The following is a 13,715-nucleotide window of genomic DNA, read 5'->3' on the forward strand; positions in this document are numbered from 1 at the left end:
GGACTACTTCCTCTTGGCGGCGGCCCAGGCGTGCTGGATCACCAGATCGGCCTTGACCTCGACGAGCTGGACGGCGACCGCGGAGGGGGCCGTGCCACCGCGGCCGCTGCGGGAGGCGAGGGCGCCCGGAACGTTGAGGACGGTGCGGACCTCGGGGGTCAGGTGCTCGGAGATCTTGGCGAACTGCTCGTCCGTCAGCTCGTCGAGCTCCTTGTCCTCGGACTCGGCGACCTTCACGCACTCGCCGGCGACCTCGTGGGCCACCCGGAACGGCACGCCCTGCTTGACCAGCCACTCCGCGATGTCGGTGGCGAGGGAGAAGCCCGCCGGGGCCAGCTCCTCCATGCGCTCCCGGTTGACGGTGAGCGTGGCCATCATGCCGGTGAAGGCCGGCAGCAGGACCTCCAGCTGGTCGCAGGAGTCGAAGACCGGCTCCTTGTCCTCCTGGAGGTCGCGGTTGTAGGCGAGCGGCAGCGCCTTGAGCGTGGCGAGGAGGCCCGTGAGGTTGCCGATCAGGCGGCCCGACTTGCCCCGGGCGAGCTCGGCGATGTCCGGGTTCTTCTTCTGCGGCATGATCGACGAGCCGGTGGAGAAGGCGTCGTGGAGGGTCACGAAGGAGAACTCCTTCGTGTTCCAGATGATGATCTCCTCGGCGATCCGCGACAGGTTGACGCCGATCATCGCGGTGATGAAGGCGAACTCGGCGACGAAGTCGCGGGAGGCCGTACCGTCGATCGAGTTGCCGACCGAGCCGCGCTCGAAGCCCAGGTCCCTGGCGACCGCCTCCGGATCCAGCCCGAGCGAGGAGCCGGCGAGGGCGCCGGAGCCGTACGGGGAGACCGCCGTGCGGGTGTCCCACTGCCGCAGCCGCTCGGCGTCCCGCGCGAGGGACTGCGCGTGGGCTAGCACGTGGTGCGCGAAGAGCACCGGCTGGGCGTGCTGGAGGTGCGTACGGCCGGGCATGGCGACGTCTGGGTGCGCCTCGGCGAGACCGACGAGGGCGTCCTGGAGGTCGGCGACGAGGCCGCCGATGATCCGGGCGTGGTCGCGCAGGTACATCCGGAAGAGGGTGGCGACCTGGTCGTTGCGGGACCGGCCGGCCCGCAGCTTGCCGCCGAGGTCCTGGCCGACGCGCTCCAGGAGCCCGCGCTCCAGGGCGGTGTGGACGTCCTCGTCCGCGATGGTGCCGACGAGGGTGCCGTCGGCGACGTCCGCCTCCAGCCGGTCGAGGCCCGCGAGCATGCGGGTCAGCTCGTCCTCGGTGAGGAGCCCGGCCTTGTGCAGCACGCGCGCGTGGGCACGGGAACCGGCGATGTCGTACGGCGCGAGGCGCCAGTCGAAGTGCACCGACGCGGACAGCTTCGCCAGGGCCTCGGCGGGCCCGTCGGCGAACCGTCCGCCCCAGAGCCGCACGTCACCGTTGTTGCTGCTCACAACTGCTCCTCAGTCTTCGCGACCATCGATATGCATGAGTATGCAGAACTCTGCATGATTCGTCAATCTGGCCGGGTCGGCTCCGCCCGCGGGCGGGATATTCGCAGGTGGACGGGGGCATCGGACCACTACAGTCCCGCGCATGACACCGCCCGAGCCCCTGCCGCCCCTGCTGCCGACCCGGCACCGCTCCCCCGGAGAACGACTGCTGCACGGCAAGGGCATCGCCGCGGCGGCGGACGGGGTCCGCGCCGAGGACTGGACGAGGCTCGACCTGAGCGCACACGTCGCCACCTGGTGGACGGGTTCCGCCCGGTCGAGCGGCCGCGTCCGGGTGGGCTTCCACTGGTTCGACAGCCGCGAGCTGGACGCCCACGGCGCACCCCCGCACTGGCACGAGGCGGGGCCGGACGGACGTCCGGCCGGGGTCGCCTGGTCCCGGCCGCCCACCGAGTCCGAGATCGCGCTGGCCCTCTGCCACGACGACCCGCGGCTCCGCGCGGCCGCGCTCCGGCTCTCCGCGGACGGGACACTGCCCGCCGCCGCCCTGCCGCTGGTGCTCCTCCGGTGCGCCGACACGGACGGGACCGTGCGCGGGCTCGCCCGCCCGGTCCTCGCCGGGATGCTCGACGCGGCCGGGGACGCGACCGTACGGGCCCTCGCCCCGCTCGCGCTGCTCCTGGACCTGCGGCGGCACGGCGGCTGGGCCCGGGAGGCCGTCCTCGCCCGGACCGGCGGCGTCCCGGCCGACGCGGTGGCCGAACTGCTGGCGAGCCGCCGGCCGGAATGCCGCACCGCCGGGGTGCGGGCCGCGGAGTCGGCGGGACTGCTGGACGCGGCCGGGGCCTACGCGATGGCGGAGTCGGAGGCCGACGTGGGCGTCGCCGGCCATGCGGCGCGCGCCGCGGCGCGCCTGACCCGCCGGGCCCTCGACGCGCCGGGCGGCCCCACCCGCGCGGCGGCGCTCGCCCCCTTCCACTCCTTGATGGCCGCCCGCCGGGACCCCGATCTCGGCCGGGCCGCCCTGACCGCCGCCCACGCGTCGGGGCTCCTGCGGGCCGAGGACCTGGCACGGCTGGCCGTCGGCCAGCCCGAACCGAGAACGCGCCGGCACGCCCTCGGCACACTGCTGGCCGAGCACGATCCGACCCCGTACCTCGACGCCCTGGCGGACGCCCGCGACGCCGCCGCCCGGAGGGCCGCCGTCGCCCGGCTGCGGTCCGCCGGCCGGGCCGGCGAACTCACCCGGCACCTCACGGACGCGAACGCCTCGGTGCGCGCCGTCGCGCGCCGCGAGCTGGAGGCCGACGGGGGCGACGCGCACCCGGTGTACCGCGCCCTGTGCGCGGACCCGGCGGCCGTCACCCCGGCCGCCGTCACGGGCCTCGCGGAGCGCCCGGGCCCCGGTGACCCGGCGCTGCTGCACGCCCTGACCCGCCATCCCCGCGGCCCGGTACGCGCCCGCGCGGTGGGCGCGCTGCGCATGCTCGGCGCCCTGCCCGGCGACGCGCCGGTCGCCTTCGCCGGCGACCCCGACCGGGCCGTGCGGCACACCGCCCTCCGGGCCGTACGCCGCCTCCCCGACGCCCTGCGCGCCTGCCTGGCCACCGCCCACGGGGATGTGCGGGCGGCGGCGCTCGACCTGCTGGCCTCCCGGCACGGGCTCGACTGGCGGGAGGCCGTCCCCTTCCTGGAGGACCCCGATCCGCGGGTGACGCGGGTGGCGCGGCGCGTGGTGGGGTGGAACGCCTCCGAGCTTCCGCTCCCCTTCGTGCTCGGCCTCGCGGCCCCCGGCAGTCCGCTCGCCCAGCGCGCGGTCGGGCTCGCCCTGGTCCGCCACCACGACGAGGCCGGGGCCCTGCTCGCCGCCCTCCGGCTGGCCGACGACACCGACCCCGCGCTGCGCGGGGAGGCGCGGCTCCGGGCCGTCCACGCCCTGCGGCGGCTGGACGAGGAGGTCGGCGGTCCGCACGGGGAGGAGATCCGGCGGCTCGTGGAACGCCATGCCTCCGCGCTGCCGCTCTGGTACGAGGAGATACGGCGGCGGAACCGGGCGGCGCGGCGGCGCTGAGGTCCGGCCACGGAGCGGAACGGCTTCGCGTCGGAGCCGCCGTTCGGAAAGAATCCCGACCATGGGAAAAACGTACGAGCGGATCGACGGGCGTCTCCGTGCCTTCATCGAGGCCCAGCCGGTGTACTTCACCGCGACCGCCCCCCTCTCCGGGGACGGCCATGTCAACCTCTCCCCCAAGGGCCGCCGCGGCACCCTCGTGGTGCTCGACGAACTGACGCTCGCCTACGTCGACTTCGGGGGCAGCAGCGCGGAGACGGTCGCGCACCTGCGGGAGCCGGGCAACGGGCGGATCACCCTGATGTGGACGGCGTTCTCGGGGCCGCCGACCGTCGTGCGGGTGCACGGGACCGGGGAGGCGGTGTTCCGTGACGACCCGCGCTGGGCGGAGCTGTTCGCGCGGTTCCCCGCGGAGGCGGTCGAGGGCCAGGGCAGCGCACGGGCGATCGTCCTCGTGCACGCGCGGCGGATCAGCGACGCGTGCGGGTTCGCGGTCCCGCTGATGGAGTACCAGGAGGACCGGGGGATGCACGCCGAGTACTTCAACCGGAAGACCGACGAGGAGTTCAACGCGTACTGCGAGCGCAAGGACCACATCGGCACCAGCCTCGACGGCCTCCCGGCCCTGCCGCTCCCGCTGCCGCCGCAGCCGCACACCGCCGGTTAGCCGCGCCCCGCGGGCGCGGGGCGGGGGGCGCGGCTAGGCCGTCTCTTTCGGATCTTGCCGGTCAAGCCCGCGTCGTCCGGTGCCGTGCATCGCAAGGCGGAGAGGTACCCGTGTACTGGGCGTACCCGGGTGCCTCGACAACGCGGCGAGGTGCGGTGCCGGGCGGCGCGGGTCAGGCAAGATCCGAAAGAGACGGCCTAGTGTCGCGGCCATGCGCACCGGACTCCCCCGCACCCTGGCCGTCCTCGCGGTCGCCCTGCTGTCGCTCGGCGCGGGGCCCGCACCCGTGCCGCTGCCCGCCCGCATGGCGGACACCGGCGGCGGCTCCCAGCTGATCACCGCGGAGGCCGCCGGGACCGGTTCCACCACGGGCACCCTGACCTGGTGGGACCGGCGCGGTGGCCGGTGGGTGAAGGCGGGGTCGGCGCCCGCCCGGTTCGGCGCGAAGGGGCTGGTCGAGGGGACGCGGCGGCGGCAGGGCACGAACACCACCCCCACCGGGCTCTACCGGCTGCCGTACGCCTTCGGGATCGAGGCCGCGCCGCCGGGGACCTCGTACCGCTACGCGCGCGTGACGCAGCGCTCCTGGTGGTGCCAGGACGGCGACTCGCGCGCGTACAACCGCTGGGTCGAGGGGCTGCCGCGGGACTGCCGGGCCGCCGAGGCCGAGCACCTGGTCACCTACCGGCGGCCGTACGCGCACGGGCTCGTCATCGGCTTCAACTACGACCGGCCGGTGCGCGGGCGCGGTGCCGGGATCTTCCTGCACGTCAACGGGAAGGGGGCGACGGCCGGTTGCGTCTCCGTGCCGGCGGAGGCGATGCGTGCGGTGCTCGCCTGGGCCGATCCCGCGCGCCGGCCGCACATCGCCGTCGGAACGCGCGGCGGTCCGACGGCGATCACGCGCTACTGAGGCCGGGCTACTGCTGCGCGAGCTTCAGCAGGTGGTCGGCGAGCGCCTGGCCGCCCGCCGGGTCGCGGCTGATGAGCAGCAGGGTGTCGTCCCCCGCGATCGTGCCGAGGATCGCGTGGAGTTCGGCCTGGTCGATGGCCGACGCGAGGAACTGGGCGGCGCCCGGCGGGGTCCGCAGGACCACGAGGTTCGCGGACGCCTCGGCGGAGATCAGCAGTTCGCCGGAGAGGCGCCGCATGCGCTCCTCCTTCGCGGACTCGCCGAGCGGGGCCTGCGGGGTGCGGAAGCCCCCCTCGCTCGGCACCGCGTAGATCAGCTCGCCGCCGGTGTTGCGGATCTTGACCGCGCCCAGCTCGTCGAGGTCGCGGGAGAGCGTCGCCTGGGTGACGCTCAGCCCGTCGTCCGCGAGGAGCTTGGCGAGCTGGCTCTGCGAGCGCACCGGCTGCCGGTTGAGGATGTCGACGATCCTGCGGTGGCGTGCGGTGCGGGTCTGCGGAACGGACGGCCCGCCGTGCTCATTTTCCTGCGCGTCGGTCATCGTCGTCTCATTCTCCGGTTCGTCCTTGCCCGTTCACCACGTCGAGGACTCCGGGCAGGGCCTGGAGGAAGGCGTCCGCCTCGGCGTCGGTGAGGAGCAGCGAAGGCATGATCCGTACGACATCGGGGGCGGGCGCGTTCACCAGGAGGCCGGCGTCCTGAGCCGCCTGCTGCACCTGGGGTGCGAGGGACTCCGTGAGCACGATACCCAGCAGGAGGCCCGCACCACGGACGTGGGAGACCAGCGGGTGGCCGAGACCCTCGATTCCCTGCCGCAGCCGCTCGCCGACCGCCTTCACGTGGTCGAGGGCCGCGTCGGCGCCGAGGGTGTCGAGAACGGCGATCCCGGCGGCGCAGGCGACCGGGTTCCCGCCGAAGGTGGTGCCGTGGTGGCCGGGTCCGAAGAGGTCGGCCGCGGGGCCGAAGGCGACGGTGGCGCCGATCGGGAGGCCGCCGCCGAGTCCCTTGGCGAGGGTCACGACGTCGGGGTCGGCGCCCTCGTGCGCCTGGTACTCGAACCAGTGGCCGCAGCGGCCGATGCCGGTCTGCACCTCGTCGAGGACGAGGAGGGTGCCGGTGGCGCGGGTGATCTCCCGGGCCGCCTTGAGGTAGCCGGGGGGCGGGACGACGACGCCGTTCTCGCCCTGGATCGGCTCGATGACCACGAGGGCGGTGTCCTCGGTGACGGCGGCGCGGAGCGCCTCCGCGTCCCCGTAGGGCACATGGGTCACGTCGCCGGGGAGCGGCAGGAACGGGGTCTGCTTGGCCGGCTGCCCGGTGAGCGCGAGGGAGCCCATGGTGCGGCCGTGGAATCCGCCCCGGGTGGCGACCATGTGGGAGCGGCCGGTGAGCCGGCCGATCTTGAAGGCGCCTTCGACGGCCTCGGCGCCGGAGTTGCAGAAGAAGACCTTGCCGGGCCTGCCGAAGAGGGCGAGGAGCCGCTCGGCGAGGGCGACGGGCGGCTCGGCGACGAACAGGTTGGAGACGTGGCCGAGGGTGCCGATCTGCCGGGTGACGGCCTCGACGACGGCCGGGTGGCCATGGCCGAGGGCGTTCACGGCGATGCCGCCGACGAAGTCCAGGTACGTGTTGCCGTCGGCGTCCCAGACCCGGGCGCCCTCGCCGCGGACGAGGGGCAGCCGGGGGGTGCCGTAGTTGTTCATGAGCGAGTCCTGCCACCGTGCGGTGAGCTGCTCGTTCCCGGTCTGCGTGGTGCCGCTCATCAGTCCCCCTGTCCGTCCGGCACGACCATCGTGCCGATGCCCTCGTCGGTGAAGATCTCCAGCAGGATGGAGTGCGGGACCCGGCCGTCGATCACGCGGGCCGTGGTGACCCCGTTCCGTACGGCGTGCAGGCAGCCCTCCATCTTGGGGACCATGCCGCTGGAGAGCTCGGGCAGCAGCTTCTCCAGCTGGCTCGCGGTGAGCCTGCTGATGACCTCGTCGCTGTGCGGCCAGTCCTCGTAGAGGCCTTCGACGTCGGTGAGGACCATCAGGGTCTCGGCGCCCAGCGCCGCAGCGAGTGCCGCAGCCGCCGTATCAGCATTGACGTTGTAGACATGTCCGTCGTCCTGGGAGCGGGCGATGGAGGAGATGACCGGGATCCGGCCGTCCTCCAGGAGGGCCTGGATCGCGCCGGTGTCGATGGCGGTGATCTCGCCGACGCGTCCGATGTCGATGTGCTCGCCGGCCACGAAGGGGCGGTGCCGGGTGGCGGTGATGGTGTGGGCGTCCTCGCCGGTGAGGCCGACGGCGAGCGGGCCGTGCTGGTTGAGCAGCCCGACGAGTTCGCGCTGGACCTGTCCGGCGAGGACCATCCGCACGACGTCCATGGCGTCCTCGGTGGTGACCCGGAGGCCGGCCTTGAACTCGCTGACGATGCCGTGCCGGTCGAGGGCGGCGCTGATCTGGGGGCCGCCGCCGTGCACGACGACGGGCTTGAGGCCGGCCTGGCGCAGGAAGACGACGTCCTGGGCGAAGGCGGCCTTGAGGTCCTCGTCGATCATGGCGTTGCCGCCGAACTTGATGACGACCGTCTTGCCGTTGTGCCGGGTGAGCCAGGGCAGGGCCTCGATGAGGGTCTGCGCCTTGGGGAGCGCGGTGTGCTTCCGGGTCGTGCTCTCGGGGTTCCTGGGGTCGCTCATGACGAGTACGCGCTGTTCTCGTGGACGTAGTCGGCGGTGAGGTCGTTCGCCCAGATGACGGCGGACTCGTCGCCGGCGGCGAGGTCGGCGGTGATGGTGACCTCCCGGTAGCGCATGTCGACGAGGTCGCGGTCCTCGCCGACGGAGCCGTTCTTGCAGACCCAGACGCCGTTGATGGCGACGTTCAGCCGGTCGGGCTCGAAGGCGGCCCGGGTGGTGCCGATGGCGGAGAGCACCCGGCCCCAGTTGGGGTCCTCGCCGTGGATGGCGCACTTGAGGAGGTTGTTGCGGGCGATGGACCGGCCCACCTCGACGGCGTCGTCCTCGGTGGCGGCGTTGACCACCTCGATGCGGATGTCCTTGCTGGCGCCCTCGGCGTCGCCGATGAGCTGGCGGGCGAGGTCGTCGCAGACCTCCCGCACGGCCGCGGTGAACGCGTCCTGCTCGGGCGTCACGCCGGAGGAGCCGGAGGCGAGGAGGAGGACGGTGTCGTTGGTGGACATGCAGCCGTCGGAGTCGACCCGGTCGAAGGTGACGCGGGTGGCGCCCCGCAGGGCGCCGTCCAGGCCCGCGCTGTCGACGTCGGCGTCCGTGGTGAGCACGACGAGCATGGTGGCGAGGCCCGGGGCGAGCATGCCCGCGCCCTTGGCCATGCCGCCGACGGTCCAGCCGCCGGCGGTCACCACGGCGGTCTTGTGGACGGTGTCGGTGGTCTTGATGGCGATGGCGGCCTTCTCGCCGCCGTGCTCGGACAGTTCGGCGGCGGCCTTCTCGACGCCGGGGAGGAGCTTGTCCATGGGGAGCAGGAGGCCGATGAGCCCGGTGGAGGCCACGGCCACCTCGCCCGCTCCGACCTCGGCGCCGCCGGCGCTGAGGACCTCGGCGACCTTCTCGGCGGTGGCGTGGGTGTCCTGGAAGCCCTGGGGGCCGGTGCAGGCGTTGGCTCCGCCGGAGTTGAGGACGACGGCGGTGAGCTCGCCGTCGGCGAGGACCTGCTGGGACCAGACGACCGGGGCGGCCTTGACGCGGTTGGAGGTGAAGACTCCCGCGGCGGCGCGGCGGGGCCCGGTGTTGACCACGAGGGCCAGGTCCGGGTTGCCGTTCGCCTTGATTCCGGCGGCGATGCCCGCTGCCGTGAACCCCTTCGCTGCGGTGACACTCACTGTGCTTCTCCGTTCGCTTCTCCGCCGGCGCCGGGGGTACCGCCCGCCGGAGGCGGGAGGAGCGGCGGTGCGGGCTTCTTCGTCGTCTGCGGACCGGTGGCTGCGCGCGCGTCGCTCACGGCGCCACGCCGATCGTGGAAAGTCCGGTGCTCTCGGGGAGGCCGAGGGCGATGTTCATGCTCTGCACCGCGCCGCCGGCGGTGCCCTTGGTGAGGTTGTCGATGGCGCTGATCGCGATGATCCGGTTCGCCGCGGCGTCGTACGCGACCTGTACCTGGACGGCGTTGGAGCCGTAGACGGAGGCGGTCGCCGGCCACTGCCCCTCGGGGAGCAGGTGGACGAACGGCTCGTCGGCGTAGGCCTTCTCGTACGCGGCCCGCACGGTCTCGGCGGTGACGCCGGGCTTCGCGGCGGCGGTGCAGGTGGCGAGGATGCCGCGGGGCATCGGCGCGAGGGTCGGCGTGAAGGAGACGGTGACCCGCTCCCCGGCCGGTCCGCTGAGGTTCTGGATCATCTCGGGGGTGTGCCGGTGGCCGCCGCCGACGCCGTAGGGCGACATGCTGCCCATGACCTCGCTGCCGAGCAGGTGCGGCTTGGCCGCCTTGCCGGCGCCCGAGGTGCCGGAGGCGGCGACGATCACGGCCTCGGGCCGGGCGAGTCCGTGCTCGTACGCGGGGAAGAGGGCGAGGGAGACGGCCGTCGGGTAGCACCCCGGCACCGCGACCCGCTTGGAGCCCTGGAGCGCGGCGCGGGCGCCGGGCAGTTCGGGGAGGCCGTAGGGCCAGGTGCCGGCGTGCGGGGAGCCGTAGTAGGCCTCCCAGTCGCCGGGCTCCTTGAGCCGGAAGTCGGCGCCCATGTCGACGACGAGGACGTCCGGGCCGAGCTGTTCGGCGACGGCGGCGGACTGGCCGTGCGGGAGGGCGAGGAAGACCACGTCGTGCGGCCGGTCCCGCCCGGCGAGCTCCTCGGCGGTGGTGGGCACGAGGACGCGGTCGGCGAGCGGCAGCAGGTGGGGCTGGAGGGCCCCGAGCCGCTGGCCGGCGTTGGAGTGGCCGGTCAGGGCGCCGATCTCCACGTGGGGGTGGGCGAGGAGGAGACGCAGGAGCTCTCCGCCCGCGTATCCGCTCGCACCCGCCACTGCTACTCGTACCGTCATCGAAACCCTCCTCATGGATGGCATGACTATACGTGGCGCCGCAGTTTTATGCAACGACGTACGGGCAGGCGGGCGGGTCGCCCGGTTCCAGCCCCGGGCGACGAACCCCGGGGGCCACCCGGACGCGCCTCACCCCCCTCCCCCCGCACGCCGACCCACCCCTCACGAGGACCCCGATCGAGCGGCTCCCCGCCGCCCGGCGAGGCCCCCTTTGCATGACCATGCGAGATGATGCATACTCTTCCCATGTCCAAGGTCCTCACCTCCCTGCCCGCCGGCGAGCGCGTCGGCATCGCCTTCTCCGGCGGCCTCGACACCTCCGTCGCGGTCGCATGGATGCGCGACAAGGGCGCCATCCCCTGCACCTACACCGCCGACATCGGTCAGTACGACGAGCCCGACATCGCCTCGGTGCCCGGCCGTGCCAAGACCTACGGTGCCGAGATCGCGCGCCTGGTCGACTGCCGCGCCGCGCTGGTCGAGGAGGGGCTCGCCGCACTCACCTGCGGGGCGTTCCACATCCGCTCCGGCGGCCGCGCGTACTTCAACACCACGCCGCTCGGCCGCGCCGTCACCGGCACCCTCCTCGTGCGGGCGATGCTCGAGGACGACGTCCAGATCTGGGGCGACGGCTCGACCTTCAAGGGCAACGACATCGAGCGGTTCTACCGCTACGGTCTGCTCGCCAACCCGCACCTGCGGATCTACAAGCCCTGGCTGGACGCGGACTTCGTGACGGAGCTCGGCGGCCGCAAGGAGATGTCGGAGTGGCTCGTCGCCCACGGCCTCCCCTACCGCGACAGCACGGAGAAGGCGTACTCCACCGACGCCAACATCTGGGGCGCCACCCACGAGGCCAAGACGCTGGAGCACCTCGACACCGGCGTGGAGACCGTGGAGCCCATCATGGGCGTCCGCTTCTGGGACCCGTCGGTCGAGATCGACACCGAGGACGTCACGATCGGCTTCGCCCAGGGCCGGCCGGTGTCCATCAACGGCAAGGAGTTCGCCTCCGCCGTCGACCTCGTCATGGAGGCCAACGCCATCGGCGGCCGCCACGGCATGGGCATGTCCGACCAGATCGAGAACCGGATCATCGAGGCCAAGAGCCGGGGCATCTACGAGGCGCCCGGCATGGCCCTGCTGCACGCGGCCTACGAGCGGCTGGTCAACGCCATCCACAACGAGGACACCCTCGCGCAGTACCACAACGAGGGCCGCCGCCTCGGCCGGCTCATGTACGAGGGCCGGTGGCTGGACCCGCAGGCCCTGATGGTGCGCGAGTCGCTCCAGCGCTGGGTCGGCACGGCCGTCACAGGCGAGGTGACCCTGCGGCTGCGGCGCGGCGAGGACTACTCGATCCTCGACACCACGGGCCCGGCGTTCAGCTACCACCCGGACAAGCTCTCCATGGAGCGGACCGAGGACTCGGCCTTCGGGCCGGTGGACCGGATCGGCCAGCTCACCATGCGGAACCTCGACATCGCCGACTCGCGGGCCAAGCTGGAGCAGTACGCGGGCCTCGGCCTGCTCGGCACCGACAGCCCCGCCGTCGGCGCCGCCCAGGCGGCAGCGACCGGGCTCATCGGCACCCTCACCGAGCTCCCCGAGGGCGGCGCCGAGGCCATCGCGTCCCGCGGCGAGGCCGCCGACGAGGACGAGATGCTGGACCGTGCCGCGATGGAGTTCGGCACCGACTGACCCCCTCCGGTCGGGCACCGCGCGCTCGACTCCCCCGTCGCGCACCCGTGCCCGACACCCCCGGCAGGCCGGCTCGACGACCCCCGCGTCGAGCCGGCCTTCGCCGTCCTCCCGCCCGGAGGGCGGCCCCGGACGGAAACTCCGGCGCGCCCGGACGCCCGCTCCGCTAGCCTCGGCAGCATGTCCACGCCCCGAATCTCCTAGCTGAGGACCCGCACCCACGCCACCCGTGTGTCCTCAAGCCCTTTCGGAGCGTTACCCCATGATCACCGTTCGTGGTGCCGACGTGCGCGTCGGCGCCCGGCTCCTGCTGTCCGGCGTCTCCTGCCACGTCGCCCCCGGCGACCGGATCGGCCTCGTCGGCCGCAACGGCGCCGGCAAGACCACCTTCCTCGACACCCTGGCCGGGCTGCGTCCGCCCGCCGCCGGCACCGTCACCCGTACCGGCTCCGTCGGGCACCTCGCCCAGGACTCGCGGGCCGCCGACCCCACCGTGACCGTCACCGACCGGATCCTCTCCGCGCGCGGGCTCGACGGGGCGGTGCGGCGGCTGGAGGAGGCCGCCCGCCGGCTCGGCGAGAACGCCGACGCGCGGACGCTCGCCGCGTACGACCGGGCCGAGGCCGCCTTCGAGGCGGGCGGCGGCTACGCGGCCGAGGCGGAGGCCGCCAGGGTCGCCGCCGGCCTCGGCCTGCCCGCCGAGGCCATGGACCGGCCCGTCGGCCGGCTGTCCGGCGGCCAGAAGCGCCGGGTCGAGCTGGCCAGGATCCTCTTCGCCGGTCACGGCCGGGACGACACCCTGCTGCTCGACGAGCCGACCAACCACCTGGACGCCGACTCGATCGGCTGGCTTCGCGGCCATCTCGCCGCCCACCGGGGCGGCCTGGTCCTGATCAGCCATGACGTGCGGCTCCTCGCCGACACCGTCAACCGGGTCTTCCACCTCGACCCGGGGCGCGCCGCGCTCGACGTCCACCACACCGGCTGGGAGGCGTACCTCGCCCAGCGGGAGACCGACGAGCGACGCCGGGTGCGGGAGCGCGCCAACGCCGAGCGCAAGGCGGCGGCGCTGCACGCGCAGGCGGACCGCATGAAGTCCCGGGTGGCGACGGCGACGACGGCCCGCAGCATGGCGCGCCGGGCCGACCGGATGCTCGCCGGGCTCGACCCGGCACGGCAGGCCGAACGGGTCGCCCGGATCCGGCTGCCGGAGCCCGCGCCCTGCGGCCGGATGCCGCTCGGCGCGGTCGCGCTCTCCAAGGCGTACGGGACACGCCCGGTGCTCGACGGGGTGGACCTCGCGGTGGACCGGGGCAGCAGGCTCGTCGTCCTCGGGCTCAACGGGGCGGGCAAGACGACCCTGCTGCGGATGCTCGCCGGCCGGGAGGCGCCCGACAGCGGGCGGGTCGTGCGCGGGCCGGGGCTGCGGCTCGGCTACTTCGCGCAGGAGCACGACACGCTGGACCCGGCCCGTACGGTCCGCGAGAACCTGGCCGACGCGGCTCCGCGACTGACGGACGGTGAGGTACGGGCGGTCCTGGGCGCGTTCCTGTTCCGGGGCGACGACGCGGAGAAGCCCGCGGGGGTGCTCTCCGGCGGCGAGAAGACCCGGCTCGCCCTGGCCGCGCTCGTCCACTCGGGCGCCAACGTCCTGCTCCTCGACGAGCCCACCAACAACCTGGATCCCGCCTCCCGCAACGAGGTCCTGGCCGCCGTGGGCACCTACCCGGGCGCGATCGTGATGGTCACGCACGACGAGCAGGCGCTCGACGCCCTGCGCCCCGAACGGGTCCTGCTGCTGCCGGACGCGGACGAGGACCTGTGGAGCGAGGAGTACCGGGGGCTGGTGGGCCTGGCATGACGGACTCCCCGGGGAGACCCGCCCGGCCCGGCCTCACCCAGGGGATGTCCTGGCGGTCGGGCCGGGCTC

At 74.0% G+C, this 13,715-nt stretch carries 11 protein-coding genes; 5 read left to right on the forward strand and 6 right to left on the reverse strand.

Going from position 1 to position 13,715, the window contains the following annotated elements:
- Window positions 1–3: 3 nt before the first annotated feature.
- Complete coding sequence (gene argH / locus ACF09E_RS19335) at window positions 4–1,434, reverse strand: argininosuccinate lyase (RefSeq protein WP_361850076.1); 1,431 nt, start codon at window positions 1,432–1,434, stop codon at window positions 4–6.
- A gap of 142 nt (window positions 1,435–1,576) precedes the next feature.
- Here argH and ACF09E_RS19340 point away from each other — a divergent pair, with 142 nt between their 5' ends.
- The 3 genes from ACF09E_RS19340 to ACF09E_RS19350 all read left to right on the forward strand — a co-directional run bounded on the left by ACF09E_RS19340 (window position 1,577) and on the right by ACF09E_RS19350 (window position 5,085).
- Window positions 1,577–3,505, forward strand: coding sequence for a hypothetical protein (locus ACF09E_RS19340; RefSeq protein WP_392206246.1), 1,929 nt, complete (start codon window positions 1,577–1,579; stop codon window positions 3,503–3,505).
- Window positions 3,506–3,566: 61 nt separating this feature from the next.
- Window positions 3,567–4,172, forward strand: a complete 606-nt coding sequence (locus ACF09E_RS19345; RefSeq protein ID WP_388804706.1) for a pyridoxamine 5'-phosphate oxidase family protein — start codon at window positions 3,567–3,569, stop codon at window positions 4,170–4,172.
- 211 nt (window positions 4,173–4,383) lie between these two features.
- Window positions 4,384–5,085, forward strand: a complete 702-nt coding sequence (locus ACF09E_RS19350) for a L,D-transpeptidase family protein (RefSeq protein ID WP_392206247.1) — start codon at window positions 4,384–4,386, stop codon at window positions 5,083–5,085.
- Between the two features lie 7 nt (window positions 5,086–5,092).
- Here ACF09E_RS19350 and ACF09E_RS19355 read toward each other — a convergent pair whose 3' ends face one another.
- The 5 genes from ACF09E_RS19355 to argC all read right to left on the reverse strand — a co-directional run bounded on the left by ACF09E_RS19355 (window position 5,093) and on the right by argC (window position 10,084).
- Entirely contained in the window at window positions 5,093–5,623 is a 531-nt protein-coding gene (locus tag ACF09E_RS19355; protein ID WP_148004907.1) for an arginine repressor, read from the reverse strand.
- A 7-nt stretch (window positions 5,624–5,630) separates the two neighbouring features.
- Entirely contained in the window at window positions 5,631–6,845 is a 1,215-nt protein-coding gene (locus ACF09E_RS19360) for an acetylornithine transaminase (protein ID WP_392206248.1), read from the reverse strand.
- A complete protein-coding gene (argB, locus tag ACF09E_RS19365; protein WP_361853674.1) occupies window positions 6,845–7,765 on the reverse strand; it encodes an acetylglutamate kinase in 921 nt (306 codons plus the stop codon). The genes ACF09E_RS19360 and argB overlap by 1 nt, the downstream gene beginning before the upstream one ends.
- On the reverse strand, window positions 7,762–8,928 hold the full coding sequence (argJ, locus tag ACF09E_RS19370) for a bifunctional glutamate N-acetyltransferase/amino-acid acetyltransferase ArgJ (RefSeq protein ID WP_392206249.1): 1,167 nt from the start codon (window positions 8,926–8,928) through the stop codon (window positions 7,762–7,764). The genes argB and argJ overlap by 4 nt, the downstream gene beginning before the upstream one ends.
- A gap of 115 nt (window positions 8,929–9,043) precedes the next feature.
- Window positions 9,044–10,084 (reverse strand): N-acetyl-gamma-glutamyl-phosphate reductase, encoded by a 1,041-nt coding sequence (argC, locus tag ACF09E_RS19375; RefSeq protein ID WP_392206250.1) that lies wholly within the window; start codon window positions 10,082–10,084, stop codon window positions 9,044–9,046.
- Window positions 10,085–10,330: 246 nt separating this feature from the next.
- On the opposite strand from argC, the gene argG reads away from it, so the two are divergent.
- Window positions 10,331–11,785 carry an argininosuccinate synthase gene (gene argG, locus ACF09E_RS19380; RefSeq protein ID WP_392206251.1) on the forward strand — a complete coding sequence of 485 codons (1,455 nt, stop codon included), beginning with the start codon at window positions 10,331–10,333 and terminating at the stop codon, window positions 11,783–11,785.
- A gap of 262 nt (window positions 11,786–12,047) precedes the next feature.
- Window positions 12,048–13,646, forward strand: coding sequence for an ABC-F family ATP-binding cassette domain-containing protein (locus ACF09E_RS19385; RefSeq protein ID WP_392206252.1), 1,599 nt, complete (start codon window positions 12,048–12,050; stop codon window positions 13,644–13,646).
- Window positions 13,647–13,715 lie beyond the last annotated feature (69 nt).

The sequence above is a fragment of the Streptomyces sp. NPDC014891 genome (assembly GCF_043081085.1).
In the GTDB taxonomy this organism is placed as follows: domain Bacteria; phylum Actinomycetota; class Actinomycetes; order Streptomycetales; family Streptomycetaceae; genus Streptomyces.

Coding starts and splice junctions, on each gene's coding strand:
- ACF09E_RS19355 (WP_148004907.1), bottom strand. CDS start 5,623: ATGACCGACGCGCAGGAAAATGAGCACGGCGGGCCGTCCGTTCCGCAG.
- argC (WP_392206250.1), bottom strand. CDS start 10,084: ATGACGGTACGAGTAGCAGTGGCGGGTGCGAGCGGATACGCGGGCGGA.
- argG (WP_392206251.1), top strand. CDS start 10,331: ATGTCCAAGGTCCTCACCTCCCTGCCCGCCGGCGAGCGCGTCGGCATC.
- argB (WP_361853674.1), bottom strand. CDS start 7,765: ATGAGCGACCCCAGGAACCCCGAGAGCACGACCCGGAAGCACACCGCG.
- ACF09E_RS19385 (WP_392206252.1), top strand. CDS start 12,048: ATGATCACCGTTCGTGGTGCCGACGTGCGCGTCGGCGCCCGGCTCCTG.
- ACF09E_RS19340 (WP_392206246.1), top strand. CDS start 1,577: ATGACACCGCCCGAGCCCCTGCCGCCCCTGCTGCCGACCCGGCACCGC.
- ACF09E_RS19360 (WP_392206248.1), bottom strand. CDS start 6,845: ATGAGCGGCACCACGCAGACCGGGAACGAGCAGCTCACCGCACGGTGG.
- ACF09E_RS19345 (WP_388804706.1), top strand. CDS start 3,567: ATGGGAAAAACGTACGAGCGGATCGACGGGCGTCTCCGTGCCTTCATC.
- ACF09E_RS19350 (WP_392206247.1), top strand. CDS start 4,384: ATGCGCACCGGACTCCCCCGCACCCTGGCCGTCCTCGCGGTCGCCCTG.